The organism is Stenotrophomonas sp. YIM B13575 (assembly GCF_042787595.1).
Taxonomy (GTDB): Bacteria; Pseudomonadota; Gammaproteobacteria; order Xanthomonadales; family Xanthomonadaceae; genus Stenotrophomonas; species Stenotrophomonas lactitubi_B.
Window position 1 is genome coordinate 1 of record NZ_JBHZOP010000043.1, and the last position, 19,621, is coordinate 19,621.

General features: G+C 66.9%; 11 protein-coding genes and 1 riboswitch. Of the genes, 3 read left to right on the plus strand and 8 right to left on the minus strand.

What is annotated here, in order from left to right:
• Positions 1-31: 31 nt before the first annotated feature.
• The 3 genes from ACFX4F_RS08185 to ACFX4F_RS08195 form a co-directional block, all read right to left on the minus strand.
• Positions 32-424, minus strand: coding sequence for a hypothetical protein (locus ACFX4F_RS08185; RefSeq protein ID WP_089236443.1), 393 nt, complete (start codon positions 422-424; stop codon positions 32-34).
• 77 nt (positions 425-501) lie between these two features.
• The gene (locus ACFX4F_RS08190; RefSeq protein ID WP_380654051.1) at positions 502-1,398 is read right to left on the minus strand and encodes a siderophore-interacting protein; all 897 of its coding nucleotides are present in this window, start codon (positions 1,396-1,398) and stop codon (positions 502-504) included.
• Between the two features lie 140 nt (positions 1,399-1,538).
• Positions 1,539-2,765: a multidrug effflux MFS transporter gene (locus tag ACFX4F_RS08195; protein ID WP_380654014.1), complete on the minus strand. Its 1,227-nt coding sequence runs from the start codon at positions 2,763-2,765 to the stop codon at positions 1,539-1,541.
• Between the two features lie 299 nt (positions 2,766-3,064).
• A riboswitch (glycine riboswitch) is annotated at positions 3,065-3,167 on the plus strand.
• 61 nt (positions 3,168-3,228) lie between these two features.
• Here ACFX4F_RS08195 and gcvP point away from each other — a divergent pair.
• Positions 3,229-6,096, plus strand: a complete 2,868-nt coding sequence (gcvP, locus tag ACFX4F_RS08200) for an aminomethyl-transferring glycine dehydrogenase (RefSeq protein ID WP_380654017.1) — start codon at positions 3,229-3,231, stop codon at positions 6,094-6,096.
• A 133-nt stretch (positions 6,097-6,229) separates the two neighbouring features.
• Here the strand turns inward: gcvP and ACFX4F_RS08205 are convergent, their stop codons facing one another.
• The 3 genes from ACFX4F_RS08205 to ACFX4F_RS08215 all read right to left on the minus strand — a co-directional run bounded on the left by ACFX4F_RS08205 (position 6,230) and on the right by ACFX4F_RS08215 (position 8,955).
• The gene (locus ACFX4F_RS08205; RefSeq protein ID WP_165377825.1) at positions 6,230-6,640 is read right to left on the minus strand and encodes a VOC family protein; all 411 of its coding nucleotides are present in this window, start codon (positions 6,638-6,640) and stop codon (positions 6,230-6,232) included.
• 140 nt (positions 6,641-6,780) lie between these two features.
• Positions 6,781-8,151, minus strand: a complete 1,371-nt coding sequence (locus tag ACFX4F_RS08210; RefSeq protein ID WP_380654054.1) for an amino acid permease — start codon at positions 8,149-8,151, stop codon at positions 6,781-6,783.
• An 81-nt stretch (positions 8,152-8,232) separates the two neighbouring features.
• Complete coding sequence (locus tag ACFX4F_RS08215; protein WP_099818914.1) at positions 8,233-8,955, minus strand: AraC family transcriptional regulator; 723 nt, start codon at positions 8,953-8,955, stop codon at positions 8,233-8,235.
• Between the two features lie 118 nt (positions 8,956-9,073).
• On the opposite strand from ACFX4F_RS08215, the gene ACFX4F_RS08220 reads away from it, so the two are divergent.
• On the plus strand, positions 9,074-11,170 hold the full coding sequence (locus tag ACFX4F_RS08220; protein ID WP_380654022.1) for a catalase: 2,097 nt from the start codon (positions 9,074-9,076) through the stop codon (positions 11,168-11,170).
• Between the two features lie 46 nt (positions 11,171-11,216).
• Here the strand turns inward: ACFX4F_RS08220 and ACFX4F_RS08225 are convergent, their stop codons facing one another.
• Complete coding sequence (locus ACFX4F_RS08225) at positions 11,217-11,963, minus strand: alpha/beta fold hydrolase (protein WP_380654025.1); 747 nt, start codon at positions 11,961-11,963, stop codon at positions 11,217-11,219.
• Between the two features lie 298 nt (positions 11,964-12,261).
• Here ACFX4F_RS08225 and ACFX4F_RS08230 point away from each other — a divergent pair, with 298 nt between their 5' ends.
• Positions 12,262-17,256, plus strand: a complete 4,995-nt coding sequence (locus ACFX4F_RS08230; protein WP_380654028.1) for an autotransporter domain-containing protein — start codon at positions 12,262-12,264, stop codon at positions 17,254-17,256.
• Positions 17,257-17,325: 69 nt separating this feature from the next.
• Here ACFX4F_RS08230 and ACFX4F_RS08235 read toward each other — a convergent pair whose 3' ends face one another.
• Positions 17,326-19,452, minus strand: coding sequence for a methyl-accepting chemotaxis protein (locus ACFX4F_RS08235; protein ID WP_380654031.1), 2,127 nt, complete (start codon positions 19,450-19,452; stop codon positions 17,326-17,328).
• Between the last annotated feature and the right edge of the window lie 169 nt (positions 19,453-19,621).

Genomic DNA, 19,621 nt, shown 5'->3' on the forward strand with positions numbered 1-19,621 from the left:
CCCCCCCCCCCCCCCGCTACCGCGATGACGATCAGTTGCTCTTCTTCGCCGCCAGCTGTGCGGCCAGCGCGGCCTTGAATTCCTCGAAGGTCTGACCCTTCTCATTGGCTTCGGCCTGCGCCGCATCGCGCAGCGCATCCGAATAGATCAAGCGCACCGGCGTGCCCTGCCGTTCGTGCAGTTCACCGGCCTGCATGATCAGCGCCAGCACCTGCGCCGCACTTTCGCTCTGGCCGGCAATGCGGCCATCCATGCCCAGCACCCATTCGCCATCGCGACGGACGACGCCGGCCAGCAGCGTGCGCTGGGTGTCGCGCAGTTCGGCGTGCGGCTCGACGGGCGAGGCGGTGGCGGCGGCCTTGTTGGCAGCCTGCTGTTCCTGGCGACGGCGCTGGTCGCGGCGGGATTTGGAAGAGGTCGACATCGGTGGGGCTTGCATTGCGGGGGCGCAAGGATAACCCACGCCCCCTGCATGCTGGTTCACACCGGTACGGCGTCGGCTCAGTCCAGCACCCGCCCCTGCCGCCAGTAGCCCATGAAGGTGATCGCGCGGCGATCCAGGCCGCAGTCCTTCACCAGATACCGGCGGATCGCCATCACCGCGCCGGCCTCGCCCGCCACCCAGGCATACATCGCGCCGTCCGCGCTGGCATCAGCCTGCTCCCACAGGATCTGCGCGTCGACGTCGATGTCGTCCAGTTCGGCGCCCTCGGCCACGGCCGGGGCTGCCGCCAGCCGCGCCTGCACGGCCTGCAGCAACCGCTGCCCATGGGCCTGTTGCCCGCGTGGCAACCACACCAGTTCGGCCGTGGCCGGTGCCTTCAATGGCACCGCATCCCCCGCCTGGGCGATCTCCAGCAGGGCCAGCGTGCGCGGCGGATCGGCCAGCCCGGCCAGTTCCTCGAGGATGCCGGCCACCGCCGGCAATGCGGTCTCATCGGCCACCAGCAACACCTGGCCGACCCCGGCTGGCGGCTTCCATTCCCAACCTTCGCTGCTGTCCGCGCAGTCAGCGTCGGGGGCCAGCAGCACCACGCGGTCGCCCGGCCGTGCGTGCGTGGCCCAGCGCGAGGCCGGTCCGGTCTCGCCATGCAGCACGAAGTCGACGTCGACCTCGCAGTCGCCGGCGCGCAGTTGGCGGAGGGTAAAGGTGCGCATCGGCGGCCGCGCGTCATCGGGCAGTGCCCGGTAACGGGCGTACCAGTCGTCGCCGCTGGGCACGTCCGGCGCGTCCTGGCCGGGCAAGGGGAAGAACACCTTGATGCGTTGGTCCGGGCCTTCGGTCTTCATGCGCGCCACGTCTGCGCCGGTGAACACCATGCGGTCCAGGGAAGGAGAAAGAACGCGGCGCTCCTTCAGCGCCACCTCGAACAGGCGGTAGGTCTGCTGCGCAGCCATGGGATACCTCATGCGACGACATCGGGATGGCTGGCTGTCGTGCATCCACGAACCGGCTTGCTGGAAACCCCAGCCTAGTCCCTGCGCGCAGCGTCGCAAGGGGGCGCTGCGTGATGCTGTGCCCTACCCCTGCGCGACGCTCAAAGCGTCGTGCCGGCTGCCTCTGCTGCGCGCTCGCGCTGGTGCTCCCAGTACCAGAACACGAAGCCGGCCGCGAAGAAGGCCGCCTGCCCCAGTGCCAGATGCAGCGGGCTGTCGTGCAGCAGTGGCGATACCACGCCGGCCACCACGGTGCTGATCATCAGCTGCACGAACGCCTGCAGCGACGAGGCCAGGCCGCGCTGCAGCGGATACATGTCCAGCACCGCCAGCGCCAGGATCGGGAAGATCAGCGCCATGCCCATGCCGCCGAGGAAGATCGGCATCACCGCCCACGGCAACGCGAACTGCGGCGCGAGGCTGACATAGCCGATGTTCAACACGGCAGAGACCGCACACAAGGTGAAGCCCAGGGCCACCTGCCGCGTCGGTGTGCTGTGCCCGGCCATGCGCCCGGACAGGAACGAACCGGTGGTCATGCCGCCGATGGTGGGAATGAACAGCCAGGCAAAGCCGCCTTCACCCAGATGCAGGTGCTGCATCACGATCGCCGGCGCCGAGGAGATGTACAGGAAGATGCCGCCGAAGCCGATGCTGCCGGCAAGCGCCAGGCGCAGGAAACGCGGGTTGAAGCCGATGCGCACGTAGTCGCGCATCAACGTGCGTGGCGACAGTGCAACCCGTGCCTGCGCCGGATGGGTTTCCGGCAGGAAGCGCGCGGTGGCCGCCAGCAGCACCAGCGCGAATACCACCAGGAACCAGAAGATCAGCGGCCAGCCGGCACCACTGAGCAGGATCCAGCCGCCGATGATCGGCGCGATGGCCGGGGCGATGCCGAACAGCATCGACACCTGGCTCATCAGCCGCTGCGCGTCGTGGCCGTGGTACAGATCGCGGATCACCGCGCGGCCGACGATCATGCCGACACCGGCAGACAGGCCCTGCAGCGCGCGGAACGCCAGCAGCGTGGTCAGGTCGGTGGACAACGCGCAGCCCACCGAGGCGCCGACGAAGATCACCAGGCCGCCGAGGATCACCCGCTTGCGCCCCCACGCATCGGACAGCGGGCCGTGGGCCAGGCTCATCAGGCCGTAGAACAGCAGGTAGACGCTGATGGTCTGCTGCACAGCCACCTCGTCCACCGCCAGGCGCTGGGCCAGCTGCGGAAACGCAGGAAAGATGGTGTCGATCGAGAACGGACCGAACATGGCCAGACCAGCGAGCAACAGGGCCATGCGGCGGGTGGAAGGAGCAACAGCGGCGGTCATCGGGCAAGCGTCCGGCAGGGCCATGCGTGACACGCACGGCGGGCGCCGATCCCCTGCGGCAGGGACGGCGCCAGATGAATACGAGAATCGGACCATCATAGGTGGGGAATGCGTGCGACGCCATGCACGGGTGCACAGAACGCACGCCCGGGCCATCGGCCATTCAGGCCTGTGAGGCCACTCCGGGCCACCGTCGGGCACCGGCAAGAGGCTATAATCGGCGGGCAACACGGTGGGAGAAGCAGGTCACCGCTGCCGAAGGCGCAACGCCCGTAATCGCTCAGGCCCGATACCACCCGTAACAGAACTCTGGAGAGACCGGTTCGATCCGGCGCCGAAGGGGCACGAAGCTGCGGTTTTCCGCGCTTTTAAACTCTCAGGCAAAAGGACAGAGGGGCGCCCGCAGACCGCCGACCGGCGGCTTGTGCCCGTGCGTGTGCCCTTTCCTGACGGATCCTTCGCCATGTCCCAGAACACCCCTTCCCTGCGTGAGCTCGAGCACCATTCGGCGTTCGTCGAGCGCCACATCGGCCCCAACGATGCCGAGATCGCGCAGATGCTCGGCGTCATCGGCCACGCATCGCTGGATGCGATGACCGATGCCATCGTCCCGGCCAAGATCAAGTCGCCGGCACCGCTGGCGTTGCCGGAGTCGATCACCGAAGTGCAGGCGCTGGCGAAGATCCGCGCGATCGCCGACAAGAACACCGTGCTGCGCAGCTTCATCGGCCAGGGCTATTACGGTACCCACACGCCGAACGTGATCCTGCGCAACATCCTGGAAAACCCGGCCTGGTACACCGCCTACACCCCGTACCAGGCGGAAATCTCGCAGGGCCGCATGGAAGCGCTGATCAACTTCCAGACCCTGTGCGCCGACCTGACCGGCATGGAAATCGCCAACGCCTCGCTGCTGGACGAAGCCACTGCCGCTGCTGAAGCGATGACCCTGGCCAAGCGCTCGGCCAAGTCGAAGTCGGACACCTTCTTCGTGCACGATGCCGTGCACCCGCAGACGCTGGAACTGCTGCGTACCCGCGCCGAGCCCATGGGCATCGTGCTGCGCGTGGGCACCCCGGCCGAAGCGCTGGAAGCGGAAGCCTTCGGCCTGCTGCTGCAGTACCCGGATACCTTCGGCCAGGTCGGCGACTACAAGGCGCTGGTCGATGCCGTGCACGCGCGCGGCGGGCTGGTGGCCGTGGCCACCGACCTGCTGGCCCTGACCCTGCTGGCCGCCCCGGGCGAATGGGGTGCGGACATCGTGGTCGGCAACAGCCAGCGTTTCGGCGTGCCGTTCGGTTTCGGTGGCCCGCATGCGGCGTTCATGGCCTGCCGTGACGCCTACAAGCGTTCGATGCCGGGCCGTCTGATCGGTGTCTCGATCGACGCGCAGGGCAATCCGGCCTACCGCCTGACCCTGCAGACCCGCGAACAGCATATCCGCCGCGAGAAGGCCACCTCCAACATCTGTACCGCACAGGTGCTGCTGGCAGTGATGGCCTCGATGTACGCCGTCTACCACGGTCCGGAAGGCCTGACCCGCATCGCCCGCCGCACCCATCGCCTGGCCGCGATCCTGGCCAGCGCGCTGCGCACCGCCGGTGTGCAGGTCGGCGCCGACTTCTTCGACACGCTGCACGTGACCGGTGTCGACGCCGACGCGATCCATGCCAAGGCCCGTGCGGCCGGCTACAACCTGCGTGCGATCGACAGCAGCTCGGTGGGCATCAGCCTGGACGAGACCACCACCCGCGCCGACATCGTCGCCGTCGGCGCGCTGTTCGGTGCCAGCGTTGATGTGGACGCGCTCGATGCCAGCACCGCCGACGCGCTGCCGGCCGGCCTGCTGCGCCAGTCCGCGTTCCTGACCCACCCGGTGTTCAACACCCACCACAGCGAGCACGAGCTGCTGCGCTACCTGCGTTCGCTGGCCGACAAGGACCTGGCGATGGACCGCACGATGATCCCGCTGGGCTCGTGCACCATGAAGCTCAACGCCACCGCCGAAATGATTCCGGTGACCTGGCCGGAGTTCTCGCAGATCCACCCGCTGGTGCCGGCCGAGCAGGCGCTGGGCTACAAGGAACTGATCGATTCGCTGGAAGCGATGCTGGTCGAGTGCACCGGCTACGACGCCGTCAGCCTGCAGCCGAACTCCGGTGCGCAGGGCGAGTACGCCGGCCTGCTGGCGATCCGCGCCTACCACCGCTCACGCGGCGAAGATCACCGTGACATCTGCCTGATCCCGGATTCGGCGCACGGCACCAACCCGGCGTCGGCACAGATGTGCGGCATGAAGGTCGTGGTCACCAAGACCGATGCCAACGGCAACGTCGACGTCGAGGACATCCGCCTCAACGCCGAGAAATACAGCGACCGCCTGGCCGCGATCATGATGACCTACCCGTCCACGCATGGCGTGTTCGAGGAAGAAGTCGTGGAGATCTGCGAGATCATCCACAAGCACGGCGGCCAGGTGTACACCGACGGTGCCAACATGAACGCCCTGGTCGGCGTGGCCAAGCCGGGCAAGTGGGGTTCGGATGTTTCGCACCTGAACCTGCACAAGACCTTCTGCATCCCGCACGGCGGCGGCGGCCCGGGCGTTGGCCCGTGTGCGGTCAAGTCGCACCTTGCCCCGTTCCTGCCGGGCAAGCTGGGTGACAACGGTCCGGTCGGCATGGTCAGCGCCGCCAGCTTCGGCAGCGCCTCGATCCTGCCGATCAGCTGGATGTACATCGCGATGATGGGCACCGAGGGCCTGCGCAAGGCCACCCAGGTCGCCCAGCTCAACGCCAACTACATCGCCAAGCGCCTGGCCCCGCACTTCAAGACCCTGTACACCGGTCGCAACGGCCTGGTCGCGCACGAGTGCATCCTCGACGTGCGTCCGCTGGAGAAGACCAGCGGCATCGGTGCCGAAGACGTGGCCAAGCGCCTGATCGACTTCGGCTTCCATGCCCCGACCCTGAGCTTCCCGGTGGCCGGCACGCTGATGGTCGAGCCGACCGAAAGCGAATCGCTGCACGAGCTGGACCGCTTCATCGACGCGATGATCCAGATCCGCGAAGAGATCACCGCGATCGAAGACGGCCGCCTGGACCGCGAGGACAACCCGCTGAAGAACGCCCCGCACACGGCCACGGCAGTGACCGCCAGCGAATGGACCCACGCCTATCCGCGTGAACTGGCCGCCTTCCCGCTGCCGAGCCTGAAGCTGCAGAAGTACTGGCCGCCGGTGGCCCGCGTCGACAACGTGTACGGCGACAAGAACGTGATGTGCGCCTGCATCCCGGTCGATGCCTACAAGGACGATGAAGTCGAGGCGTAAGCCTTCGCGGCATCGGTAACAGAACGGCCCGCGCAAGCGGGCCGTTTTCGTTTCCATCCACGCATGGCGTGGATCTACTGGAGAGTGCGCCATGGCAGGTAGTAGATCCACGCCATGCGTGGATGCTTTGCCATCACGGATCCGGCACCTGCCCCAGGCTCAATTGCCACGACACGCCGAAACGGTCCTGCACCCAGCCATAGCGGCTGCTGAACTCGTAGTCGCCCACCGGCATCAGCCAATGCCCGCCGTCGCCCAGCACGCGCGCGGCACGTTCGAACGATTCGGCACCCGCACATTCCACGAACAGCGACATCGAGGGCGTGAACGTGAAGTCGTGCACATCCAGGCTGTCGAAGCACAGGTAGTGGGTGCCGCCGAGCAGGAAAATGGCCTGGCGGACCTGACCGGGCACGCCCGCACCCGCCCCGTCCGGATGGCGCTGCAGGGCCAGCAGGCGGAATTCGGCGAAGGCTTCGGCGTACAGGGCCAGCGCGGCTTCGGCCTGGCCGGTGAACATCAGGAAGGGACGGCTGCGCAGCATGCGGTGCTCCCGTTCGTCGGGCCGGTGATGGCCCACGCGATCAGCGTCGCACGCGGGATGTATGCCTGCTGTAGAGCCGAGCCCATGCTCGGCTGACGTCTGCCCGAACAGCAGCCGACCATAGGGTCGGCTCTACAGGATCAGGCCTCGCGCATGCGCCGGGCAATGGCGCTGCTGGCCGCGATGGTCGCGGTCAGCGCCACCATCGACAGGAACTGCAGGCGCGTATGCGCTTCACTCAGCAGCAGGCCGAAAATCAACGCCAGGATCGCCAGCGCGCAGACGGTCAGCCACGGGAAGCCCGCCATCCGGAACGGCAGGCGCGTGCCCAGGCGGTCGGCGCGACGGCGCAGCACCAGCTGCGAGACCAGCGACAGCGTCCACACCAGCAGGCAGGTGGAACCGACGATGTTCAGCAGCACCGGCAACACCTTGTCCGGGAACAGCAGTTCCATGATGGTGGCAGCGAAGCCGAACAGGACGCTGGCCAGCACCGCGATCACCGGCACCTGGCGCGGGTCGGTCCAGCCCAGCACGGCCGGTGCTTCGCGGCGTTGCGCCAGCGAATACATCATGCGCGAGGCGCCGTAGAGATTGGCGTTGAGCGCCGACAGCAGGGCGATCACCGCGATCAGGGTGATGGCCGTGGCTGCCCCCGGGATATTGGCGACATCGAGAACCGCGGCGAACGGCGACTTCAGCGCTTCACTGGTCCATGGCACCACGGCGATGATCACGCTCAGCGAACCGATGTAGAACACCAGGATGCGCCAAGCCACGGTGCGGATGGCGCGGGCGATGCTGCGCTCGGGGTCTTCGGTCTCCGCCGCCGCGACGGCCACGATCTCGGTACCGCCGAAGGCGAACACCACCACCAGCAGCGCCGCACCGATACCGGCCAGGCCCTTCGGCGCGAAGCCGCCGTGCTCGATGAAGTTGCTCAGGCCCGGCGAGGCCACCTGCGGCAGCCAGCCCATCAGCAGCGCCACGCCAACGGCGATGAAGGCCAGGATCGCCGCCACCTTGAGGATGGCGAACCAGAATTCGAACTCACCGAAGTTCTTCACCCCGAGCAGGTTGATCGCGGTGAAGAACAACATGAAGGCCAGTGCCGCCATCGGTACCGGCACCACCGGCCAGACCGTGGCCAGCAATCCGGCCGCGCCCACCGCCTCGGCGGCGATGACGATGACCAGCTGCACCCACCACAGCCAGCCCACGGTGGCGCCGGCGGTGGCGCCCATGGCATCGGCCGCATACACCGAGAACGCACCGCTGGTCGGCTTGGCGGCGGCCATTTCGCCCAGTGCGTTCATCACGATGATCACCAGCGCACCGGCCACCAGGTAGGACACCAGCACCGCCGGGCCGGCCGCCTGCACGCCTACGCCGGAGCCGAGGAACAGGCCGGCGCCGATGGCGCTGCCCAGCCCCATCATGATCAGCTGGCGTGGCTTGAGCGAATGGCCGAGGCGGGAGGGCGAAGCGGTCTGATCGGGGGTGGCGGGCATCGGCAGGGCTGGCGGCGGCGACAAGGGCGACACCTTACCGTGTCCAGCCGCCGCGGGGATAGGCACAGCGCAGCAGGAAACTCAGGCCGGTACCGGCTCGCCGACATTGCCACCAATACGGGCCCGATAGGCGCGCGGCGAAAAACCGGTTTCAGCCTTGAACTTGCGGGTGAACGCGCTCTGGTCGCTGAAACCGCAGGCCTGGCCGATGCAGGCGATGCTCTCGTTGCCATGCAGCAGGTGCATGGCCATCTGGATCCGCAGCCGGGTCAGCACCTGCTGCGGGGTCATCTGGAACACCTTGCGGAAGCTGCGCTCCAGCTTGGACAACGAAAAACCGGTGATGTCCAGCAGGGTCTGCATCCGCACGTTCTCGGCGTAGTGCGTATTGAGGTGGGCCAGGGCCAGCCGCAGCTGCTCGTACTGGGTGCCCAGGCTGTCCTTCTGGCCGAGGTCGCGGGAGATGCCGATCAGCCCTTCCACCTGCCCGTCGACCACCAGCGGGCGCTTGCAGGTCAGGCACCAGCCCGGTTCGCGGTTGGCGAACAGGTGCAGCTCCATCAGGTTCTCGATCACCTCGCCGGACAGCACGCGGGCGTCCTGGTCGACATAGTCCGCACTCAGGCCGGTGGGGTAGATCTCGGCTGCGGTGCGGCCGATCACGTCCTTGCGCGCACGCAGGCCCAGCCGTCGCAGCATGGTCTGGTTGACGTAGGTGTAGCGGCCCTGGCGGTCCTTCATGAAGAACAGCACGTCCGGAATGGCGTCGAACAGGGCTTCGATGTCGGCGGGTTCGACTCGCATGCGGCAAGCATACCCGAGCCGCCGATTTGTCTGCGCGTTCACTCCCACGGGACCCTGCATTAACGCCGACGGCGCCAGTGTCTGGGGTCTGCCCCCTACCCGCTCCAGGAGATCCTCCATGGCCGCCAGCAAGCCGACCGGCAAGCGCGCTCCCGCCACCCCCGCCGCCGACCGTGACAGCCGCGGCCAGGGCGATGAACTGCATCAACTGGCGGGAGGAGACCATCCGGTACTGACCAGCAACCAGGGCATCCCGGTTGCCGACAACCAGAATTCCCTGCGCCAGGGGCCGCGTGGCCCGACCCTGCTGGAGGACTTCCTGCTGCGCGAGAAGATCACCCACTTCGACCACGAGCGCATTCCCGAGCGCATCGTCCACGCGCGTGGCTCGGCCGCCCATGGCTTCTTCGAACTGACCAAGTCGCTGGGCAAGGTGACGCGGGCCAAGATCCTCACCGAGGTCGGGGTGAAGACGCCGGTGTTCACCCGCTTCTCCACCGTCGCCGGCGGCGCCGGTTCGGTCGACACCCCGCGCGACGTGCGCGGCTTCGCGGTGAAGTTCTACACGAAGGAAGGCAACTGGGACCTGGTCGGCAACAACATCCCGGTGTTCTTCATCCAGGATGCGATCAAGTTCCCCGACCTGATCCATGCGGTGAAGATGGAACCGGACCGCGCATTCCCGCAGGCGGCCAGCGCGCACGACACCTTCTGGGATTTCGTCTCGCTGATGCCCGAATCGATGCACATGATCATGTGGGCGATGAGCGACCGCACGATCCCACGCTCGCTGCGCACCATCGAAGGTTTCGGCATCCACAGCTTCCGCCTGCTGGATGACGAAGGGAACTCCACCTTCGTCAAGTTCCACTGGCGCCCGAAGCTGGGGCTGCAGTCCACGATCTGGGACGAGGCGCTGAAACTGCAGGCGGCCGACAACGATTTCCACCGCCGCGACCTGTTCGAAGCGATCCAGCGTGGCGACTTCCCCGAGTGGGAGCTGGCGGTGCAGTTGTTCAGCGAGGAACAGGCCGACGGCTTCCCGTTCGACCACTTGGACCCGACCAAGATCATCCCCGAGTCGCTGGTGCCGCTGCAGGTGATCGGACGCATGGTGCTGGACCGATGGCCGGACAACTTCTTCGCCGAGACCGAGCAGGTTGCGTTCTGCCCGGCCAACGTGCCGCCCGGCATCGACTTCAGCAACGATCCGTTGCTGCAGGGACGGCTGTTCTCCTATCTGGATACCCAGCTGATCCGCCTGGGCGGGCCGAACTTCAACCAGATCCCGATCAACGCACCGAAGTGCCCGTTCGCCAACCACCAGCGCGATGGCCACATGCAGATGCAGGTGCCGAAGGGACGCGTCGCCTACGATCCCAGTTCGCTGCAGGAGGACAGCCCGCGCGAGACCCCCGCCGGTTTCCGCAGCCACGCCAGCGCCGATGACGGGCGCAAGGGCCGCACCCGTGCAGAAAGCTTTGCCGACCACTACAGCCAGGCACGGATGTTCTTCCGCAGCCTGGAAAAACCGGAACAGGCGCACCTGGCCTCGGCGCTGGTGTTCGAGCTGTCGAAGGTGGAAACGGAGAAGGTGCGCGTGCGCACCGTCAGCCATCTGCGCAACATCGACGAAGGACTGGCCAAACGCGTGGCCGATGGGCTGGCCCTGCGTACCCTGCCCGACCCGGCACCGACGGCAACCCCCGCTCAGGACCTGCCCGTCGCCCCCGAAGTACGGGTGATCGGCCGCAACAAGCCACTGCTGCAGGGGCGCTGCATCGGCATCCTGTTCGATGAAGGTTCCGATGCACGAGTGATCGCCAACCTGCGCAAAGCCGCTGAAAAGGTCGGTGCCAGCGTCAAGCTGGTCGCACCGAAAGTCGGTGGCACCACGCTCAGCGACGGCAAAGTGCAGGCCGCCGATGGACAGCTGGCCGGTACCCCGTCGGTGGTGTTTGATGCCGTGGCCGTGGTGCTGAGTGCCGATGCTGGAAAGGCGCTGGCCAAGGAAGCGGCGGCCGTAGGCTTCGTCAGCGACGCCTGGGCGCACCTGAAAGCCATCGCCAGTGACGAAGGCGCACAGGCGCTGCTGAAAGCGGCACGTGTAGGCAGTGATGCTGGCACCGTCGAGGCGGAAGACAGCAGAGCCTTCCTCACCGCTGCCGCCACCCGCCAATGGGCGCGTGAGCCGAAGCTGCGCCTGCTGGCCTGATCAACCGAAGAGGGCTTGGCGTACCCGCGCTGGCGGATGACTCCGACTACCCCGACAACCTGTTGATCCAGCCCGCGATCAACGCGGCAGCCGGTTCGGCCCGCGCCTGCAGCAGCAGGTGCGGGCCTTCGATGGCGATGTGCCGCGCGTCGGGCAGCAACACCTGCAGTTCGCGCACGCTGTGCGGCCACAGCAGTCGATCCTGCAGCGCCTGCACGTTCAAGGTGGGCACCTGGATCCCGGACAACAGCGCACGTACATCAACGCGCAGGGTGGCCGCTGCGCGCTGGCGCAGCACCGGCGTCGGCACCTGCGCCAGTGCGTCCTGCAGGTCCTGCTGATTGCTGCGGGTGCGCCAGCGCCCCAGCAGCAGTCGTGCCATCAGTGGCAACGGCGGCATCGGCCAGGCAGGTGCCAGCGCCATGGCGGCGCTGGCGGGCAACGGCACCGGTCGCCGCGCGAAGGTCGTGCACAGCACCAGTCCACGGAGTCCGGGCAGCGGGCCTGCGGCCAACTCCATCGCCAGCGGGCCGGCGAAGGACTCGGCAAGAAGCACGAACGACTGCGCAGACAGCTGTGATCGAACCGCCTCCACCAAGGTTGCGTAATCCTGCGCCCCCGTACCGGGCAGCGCCAGCGCGCGCGCATCCAGGCCACGCGCGCGCAGCTCATCCAGGAAGGGCATCGACAGCCGGCCCGTGCCGTCCAGCCCGGGCAACACGACAACCTGCAGTGGCAGCGGATCACTCAATGCAAGGCCCTTCACATGTCCATGGTGGAGAACATCGAGCATGATCGAACGTGCGTCGGCATGCCATACGCGGAGGTACGCAGACGAGCGCGATGACCCGTTCAGACGCCCCCGTTGGCAAACACGAATAAACGGATAGAATCGCCGCCACACGGGTCGCCAGCGGTGGCCCAGGGGATTGAGGAAGCACGTGCTACGGCACGGAAATTGCATCACGGCAATGGACTGTCGACCGGCAACCCGGCCGACATCGGGATCTGAAGAGAAGGAACGGCCCACCGGCAGAGGCGCGCAGGCGCAGTGCGGTGGCTGACATTCGTGGATTGATCAGGGGGATCGCATGTCCGCACCACACTTTGTCCGTCCGCTGCTGCGGGCGGCGCTTCTGCTGCTGTTTGCCTTGAGCCTGCCAGCCATCGCCGCGCCGGTCACGTTGCATTTCACCAACAACGCGGGACTTGGCGGACCTGTAGCGCTCAGCGGCCAGGGTGGATCGCAGACTCTAGCAGGGCTGGGCCTGCAGGTCCTCAACACGGATAGCGGATTCAGCAACGCAGCAGGCGCCATCACATTCCAGAACGACGGGTTCTTTCAAACGCTGGACCCTGGCTTCCCGGGCGCACTGACCGATCAGTTGACCGAGCATCTGGCAATGGTGGTCAGATCCCCCAATGGCCGGCCCTTTTCGCTGAAGTCCTTCCTGTACATCAACTGGGGGGAGAACTACGGCACCCAGGTCCAGGTCACGGGTTTCCGCTCGGGTTCTGCGGTGAGCGGGGCAAGCCGGACCTTCAACTGGCCCGACTACACGCCGGTTACCGTATCTCTGCCAGCAGCCTTCGACAACGTCGATGAGGTCCGGATAGAAATGATCGGCGGCGGAACGGTCAATCCAAACCGTTTTTCCTGGCACGCGATCAACAACCTCGTCGTTGATGTTCCCAACAGTGCGCCGTCCGATATCGCCTTGTCAGCCAACACGGTCCTGCAGAGCAGCGCGGCCAACACGACCGTGGGTACGCTGACCAGCACCGATCCGGATATCGGCAGCACCTTCACCTATTCGCTGGTTGCCGGTGCCGGCAGCACCGACAATGCGTCCTTCACGATCGCCGGTGATACGTTGCGGGCCAACACGCCCTCCGCCCTGGCTGCAGGCAACCGCAGCATCCGCGTGCGAACGACGGATGAGAACGGTGCGACCTTCGAGAAGGTGCTCATCCTGCAGGTCACCGATGACTTGGCCCCGACCGTCACCAGCACCGCGCCCAGTGGTTCGCCGGCGGCCACCGCCACCAGCGCGAGCTTCGCGGTGACCTTCAGCGAGGCGGTCAGCAACGTGACCTCCGACGACTTCGCTCTGGCCACCACGGGCAACGCTGCAGGCACCATCACTGCAGTGTCGGGCAGTGGCGCCGTCTACAGCGTGGATGTGACGGGCATTACCGGCAACGGCACCCTCAAGCTCAATGTCAACGGCAGCACCAATATTGTCGACGCGGCCGGCAATGCCGCCACGGCCTACAGCAGCGGCACCGCGCACAGCGTCGCCATTCCCACCGCGCCGGACGCCCCGACCATCGTCACGGCGACTGCAGCCAACGCCCAGGCCACGATCAGCTTCACCGCGCCTGTCAACACCGGCGGATCTGCCATCACCGGTTACACCGTCACGTCCTCGCCAGGCAACAAGATCGGCACGGGCACCGCATCGCCCATCCTCGTCACCGGCCTGACCAACGGCACGGCCTACACCTTCACCGTGACCGCCACCAACGCCATCGGCACCAGCGTGGCATCGGGCGCATCGAATGCGGTCACACCGAAGGCCGCACAGAGCATCACCTTTGCCAACCCGGGCACGCAGAACTTCGGCACCACCCCGACCCTGACCGCTACCAGCAGCTCTGGACTGGCGGTGACGTTCTCTTCATCCACCTCCGCTGTGTGCACGATCACTTCGGGCGGCACGTTGACCCTCCTGACCAGCGGCAACTGCACCATCAATGCCGACCAGGCGGGCGATGGCACCCATGATTCGGCAACCACTGTTTCCCAGACCTTCACTGTCGCCGCCGTCACACCCGGCGCGCCGACCATCGGCACCGCGACCGCTGGAAACAGCCAGGCGTCGGTGACCTTCACTGCGCCGGTCAGCAATGGCGGCGGCAGCATCACCGGGTACACCGTTGCCTCCAATCCCGGTGGACTGACCGGCACCGGCGCCGGTTCGCCGATCACCGTTACCGGCCTGACCAACGGCATTGCGTACACCTTCACCGTCACCGCAACCAACGGTGCCGGCACCGGAGGCGCATCGGCGGCCTCCAACGCCATCACCCCCGCGTCCCCGCAGACGATCACCTTCGCCAACCCGGGCGCGCAGACCTATGGCACCACTCCCACGTTGACGGCAACGTCCACCTCCAGCCTTGCGGTCAACTTCACATCGTCGACAACCGCGGTCTGCACCATCACCAGCGGCGGGCAACTGAGCTTCGTCACCACCGGTACCTGCACGATCCAGGCGGATCAGGCCGGTGACAGCACCTACCTGCCGGCATCGCAGGTCAGCCAGTCGTTCACCGTCAATGCGGTGGTACCCGGCGCACCGACCGGCATCTCCGCCAGCCCGTCGGGTACCGGTCAGATCAGTGTTGCCTTCACCGCCCCGGCCAGTACCGGTGGATCTCCGATCACCGGCTACACGGTCACCGCCTCTCCCGGCGGTGCCACCGGCACGGGTGCCAGTTCGCCGATTGCCGTCAGCGGCCTGACCGTCGGCCAGTCGTACACGTTCACCGTCACGGCCACCAACAGCGCGGGCACCGGCAGCGCGTCTGCTGCATCCAATGCGGTCACCGCTGCGGATGCGATCGTTGCCAGCCCATCCAGCGCAACGGTGGCCTACAACACCGCAAGCGCAGTGGCACTGACGATCAGCGGCATTCCGACCAGCGTGGTCATCATCGGCAATCCGGCCCATGGCCAGACCGCCGTCAGCGGAACCTCGGTCAGCTACACGCCGACAACCGGCTACTACGGCGCGGACAGCTTCAGTTACCAGGCCAGCGACGGCAACACGACCTCGGCCACAGTGAAGGTCAGCATCACCGTGTCCCCGCCGACACTGGTGGCAACGCCCGCCTCGCTGGGCCCGGCAACCGCGGGCACCGCCTACACGCCAACGCTGTCCACCAGTGGCGGTGCCGCGCCTTACAGCTACCAGGTGATCGGTACGCTGCCGCCGGGCCTGGCGCTGAGCTCGACAGGTGCCTTCAGCGGCGCACCTACAAGCGCGAGCACCTACAGCTTCAACGTGCGCGTGACCGACAGCAGCACCGGCGACGGCCCTTCCAGCAAGGACACCGCCTACACCCTGGTGGTCAACGCGCCGCAGCTGGCATTTGCGCTCTCCAACCTGCCGCAGTCGTCCACCGCAACCGACTACACGCAGCGCCTGCAGGTCTCCGGTGGTGCCGCGCCTTATCTGTTCGCGGTAAGCGCCGGCGCCCTGCCCACCGGCTTGACCCTGGCCAGCGACGGCACCTTCTCCGGTACGCCGCAGGGCGCAGGCAGCTACGCGTTCACCGTGTCCGTCACCGATGCAAACGGCTTCACCGCCAGCCAGGCCTATACCCTGCAGGTGCTTGAAGCGGTGCAGCAGATCAGCGCGTTCCTGGCCAGTCCCACCGCGCCGGTCTACAGCGAGAATGGGCGCTTCAGCATTTCGGCCAGCGGAGGCGCGTCCGGCAATGCCATCGTGTTCGCCACGACCACCCCGGCGGTATGCCGCGTGGAAGGTGGCAGCGTGACCATGCTCGCCGCCGGCCGTTGCAGCCTGACCGCCAACCAGGCCGGCAACACGCAGTACCTGGCCGCCACGCAGGCCACGCTGGAGGTGGACATCACCGCGGCCGTGCCGGTACTGCAGTGGACGCAGGAACTGCACAAGGTGTTCGGCGAAGCGGCCTTCGACCTGATCGATCCGCAGAGCCCCAGCCGCGGCACCTTCAGTTACTCGAGCAGTGATGCGACGGTCGCCAGCGTGCAGGGCCGCACGGTCACCCTGGTGGGCGAAGGCGTCGCGATCCTCACCGTCACCCAGGCAGCCGCAGGCGGCTATGCAGTGGGTACTGCGCAACTGCGCCTGGTGGTGAGCCAGCGCCCCGACCCGACCCGCGACCCAGGCGTTGTGGCCGGTCTGCAGGCGCAGGTCGATGCCAGCGTGCGCTTCGCCAGTGCACAGCAGTCCAATATCCGTGATCGCCTGCGTCAGGTACGCGGTGGCAGCAACGCCTCCAGCAACCAGCTGTCGCTGAGCTACGCCGGCGGCAACGATCTGCCCAACGTCCCGGTACCGATATCCAGGCTGGGTGGCGATGCCCTGCCTGCATTGCCTGCCGGCTGGGGCATGTGGGCATCCGGCAGTGCCAGCTACGGTGCCGGGCCGGGCCGCAGCAGCCGTTACGACTTCCGCACCGATGGCCTGACCGTCGGCGTGGACCGCGCGTTCGGTACCCGTTTCCTGTTCGGCGTGGCCGGCAGCCTGGGGCGTAACAACAGCGACATGGAAGACAGCGACGCGCGGGTGAAGTCCGATCAGCGTTCGCTGGCGGCCTATGGCCTGTGGCGCGGTGGTGAAAACGTGTTCATCGATGGCATCGTGGCCACCGGCACGCTGGACTTCGATACCCGCCGATGGAGTACGGACGCCGATGCGTTCGCGCAGGGCAAGCGCGACGGAGACCAGTGGTTCGGTTCGCTGGCCTTCGGTTACGAGCATCGACACGCCGGCACGACGCTGACCGGGTATGGCCGCGTCGAGGCCAGCCGCAGCACCCTGGACAGCTACCGCGAAAACGGCGCGGGCCTGTATGACCTGGTCTATCGCGAGCAGGTGGTGCGCAACAGCGCCGTGGCGTTGGGCCTGGAGGGCGCCTACCTGTCAGCGGACCCGGAAGCACGCGTGCGTCCGTTCTGGAGCATCGAGTACCGCCAGGCGCTGGATGACAAGGGCGATGCCTACCTGAACTACGCCATCGGACCGCGCGCGCAGGACTACCAGCTGCGCATGCAGAGCTACAACGACCACGCGTTGTCGATTGCGGCAGGCATGGACGTGCGCCTGCAACGTGGCTGGTTCATGTCGCTGCTGCTGGGCCATGAGCAGACCCGCGGTTCCAGCCGCGCCACTAGCATCGGCCTGCGTCTGGGCTATGGTGCCGCAGGCGGTGCTGCAGGTACCGGCACGCTGGGCAACGCTGAAGGCACTGGCAGGCAACGCTGCAATCCGCGTCGCTGCCCGCCGCAGGCGGCCGCCGCGCCACGCTGAGGCAGCCGCACAGAGAAAAGCCAGCCCCGTCCGGGGCTGGCTTGGGGACCATCGGTGCAACGCTTGGTGTCAGGCAGCGCGTGCGTTGGCGTGTGAGGTGCGCACACCCTGCTCCAGCTGGAACACCGACACCGACGTCGTCAGTGCATGTGCCTGTTCTTCCAGCGCGCGGCTGGCAGCGGTGGCTTCTTCCACCAGGGCCGCGTTCTGCTGGGTCACCTGGTCCATCTGCACTACCACCTGGTTGACCTGTTCGATGCCGGCCGCCTGTTCCTTGCTGGCGGCGGCGATGTCGCTCATCAGCAGGGTGGTACGCGAACTGGCCTGGGCCACGCGTGCGATGGCGGCTTCGGACTGCACGGTCACCGCCAACCCACTCTGCACCTTGGCGGCGGCGTCTTCGATCAGTTCCTTGATCTCCTTGGCGGCCACGCCCGCCCGCTGGGCCAGCGTACGCACTTCGCTGGCAACCACGGCAAAGCCACGGCCCTGTTCACCGGCGCGCGCTGCTTCCACCGCGGCATTCAACGCCAGGATGTTGGTCTGGAAGGCGATGCCATCGATCACCGTGGAGATCTCCGAGATGCGCGCGGAAGACTGATCGATCTCGCCCATCACGGTTGCCATCTGCGCCATGGCCTGCTCGGTCTCGCGCACGGCAACGCCGGCCGCGTGCGCTTCGCTGTCGGCCTGGCGTGCCAGCTCGGCGTTCTGGCGCACGGTCGAGGTCAGCTCTTCCATCGAGGCGGCAGCCTCTTCCAGATTCGCGGCCTGTTGCTCGGTACGGCGCGACAGATCGTTGTTGCCGGCCGCCAGTTCCTGCGCCGCGTTGTTGATGCTGTCGGCGGCCACCTGGATGCCACGCACGATGCCGGTCAGCTGCGTGGTAGTGGTATTGGCATCATCCCGCATGCGCGCGAACACGCCTTCGTACTCGCCGTCCATGCGCGCGGTGAGGTTGCCATGCGAGATGGCGCGCAGCACGTCGGAGACATCGGCGATGCTGGCCTGCGAACTGGCCATCATGCCGTTGAGGTGGTTCACCATCGCCTGGAACTGGTACTGGAACGCCGCCGCGTCGCCACGCATGCTGAAGTCGCCGGAACGCGCGGCACGGGCCAGTTCATCAATCTGCGCGTTGATCGCCATCAGGCTCTGCTTGACCGCCGCCAGCGTGCGGGTCAGCGTGCCCTTCTCGCCCGGATACTCGGGCAGATCGCGGCTGAGATCGCCGATCGCATAGCGCTGCATCACCTCGGCCATCAGCAGCTGCACCTGCACGTGCGATTCAACCAGGTGATTGGTGGCCTGCACCATGCGGCCGAAGTCGCCGGGGAACGCGCTGGCATCCATCCGATAACGGATCGCACCGGCTTCATGCTGCTCGGCCATCTGCAGCTGCGCGCCGATCGCGGCCTGAACACTCTGGCGCACGCTGGCCATGGCCTCACCAAGCTGGGTCAGCTCGTCACGACCGCCAAGGCGGAATTCCTGGTCCAGTTCGCCCTTGGACAGGCGCTCGGCCAACTGCACCGCACGTGCCAGCGGGCCGGTCATGCTGCGGCCGATCAACACCGACGCGGCAACGCCGACCAGCAGGGCCACGCCGCCCAGCGCCAGCAGCTGCAGCAGGCTGCGCTCGCCCAGGCGGATGGCCTCGGCAGCGGCCTCGCGGCTTTCCTTTTCCTCATAGGCCACGCCGTCGGCCAGGGCCTTGTTCCAGCCATTGGCCGCTTCCTGCACCGGGCCCAGGGTCAGCGCCACGGCACCGGGGAAATCGCCCTGCTCCATCAGCTCACTGGTCTGCTTGTTGAGCGGACGGGCGAGCGCACGCTTGGCGGCGATGGTCTCGCCGATCACCTTGCCCTCAGCATCGCCGGGCAGGGCCTGGTAGGCAGTCCAGCTGGCCTCGTAGCGCTTGACCAGATCGGCGATGCGCTGCTCGTCGTTGGCACGGTCTTCGCCCTGGCGGATCAGCATCTCGCGACGCACGACCATCATCTGGTTGTTGGCATCGAGCATCTCCGACAGCAGCCGTACCTTGGCTACGCCAACCTCGACCACCTGCTCCATCGCGCGCTTCTGCACGGTGGTGGCGGTAGCGCCGGTGGCCACCACGGCGGCAACCAGCAGCAACAACAGGCCAAAGCCAAGCCCAAGACGCCAGGCAACCCTGACGTTCCTCAAGTAGTTCATGGGGTGAATCCAAAACGGGGGGGATGCGCCCATATCGGCCTGTCGACCGGGAATCTTGATCGCCCCACGCTCGCCTGCGTCGGAAGCCGTTCACCTTGGTGAGGTGCCACCCTCCCCTTCTGCGGTGGGTCTTTGGCGTAGCGATGCGACCCAGCTGCTCATGCCGGCA

Bases quoted from the DNA above. Each gene is read 5' to 3' on its own strand.
- ACFX4F_RS08220 (WP_380654022.1), top strand. From the start codon at position 9,074: ATGGCCGCCAGCAAGCCGACCGGCAAGCGCGCTCCCGCCACCCCCGCC.
- ACFX4F_RS08215 (WP_099818914.1), bottom strand. From the start codon at position 8,955: ATGCGAGTCGAACCCGCCGACATCGAAGCCCTGTTCGACGCCATTCCG.
- ACFX4F_RS08230 (WP_380654028.1), top strand. From the start codon at position 12,262: ATGTCCGCACCACACTTTGTCCGTCCGCTGCTGCGGGCGGCGCTTCTG.
- ACFX4F_RS08195 (WP_380654014.1), bottom strand. From the start codon at position 2,765: ATGACCGCCGCTGTTGCTCCTTCCACCCGCCGCATGGCCCTGTTGCTC.
- ACFX4F_RS08210 (WP_380654054.1), bottom strand. From the start codon at position 8,151: ATGCCCGCCACCCCCGATCAGACCGCTTCGCCCTCCCGCCTCGGCCAT.
- ACFX4F_RS08205 (WP_165377825.1), bottom strand. From the start codon at position 6,640: ATGCTGCGCAGCCGTCCCTTCCTGATGTTCACCGGCCAGGCCGAAGCC.
- ACFX4F_RS08185 (WP_089236443.1), bottom strand. From the start codon at position 424: ATGTCGACCTCTTCCAAATCCCGCCGCGACCAGCGCCGTCGCCAGGAA.
- ACFX4F_RS08235 (WP_380654031.1), bottom strand. From the start codon at position 19,452: ATGAACTACTTGAGGAACGTCAGGGTTGCCTGGCGTCTTGGGCTTGGC.
- gcvP (WP_380654017.1), top strand. From the start codon at position 3,229: ATGTCCCAGAACACCCCTTCCCTGCGTGAGCTCGAGCACCATTCGGCG.
- ACFX4F_RS08225 (WP_380654025.1), bottom strand. From the start codon at position 11,963: ATGCTCGATGTTCTCCACCATGGACATGTGAAGGGCCTTGCATTGAGT.
- ACFX4F_RS08190 (WP_380654051.1), bottom strand. From the start codon at position 1,398: ATGGCTGCGCAGCAGACCTACCGCCTGTTCGAGGTGGCGCTGAAGGAG.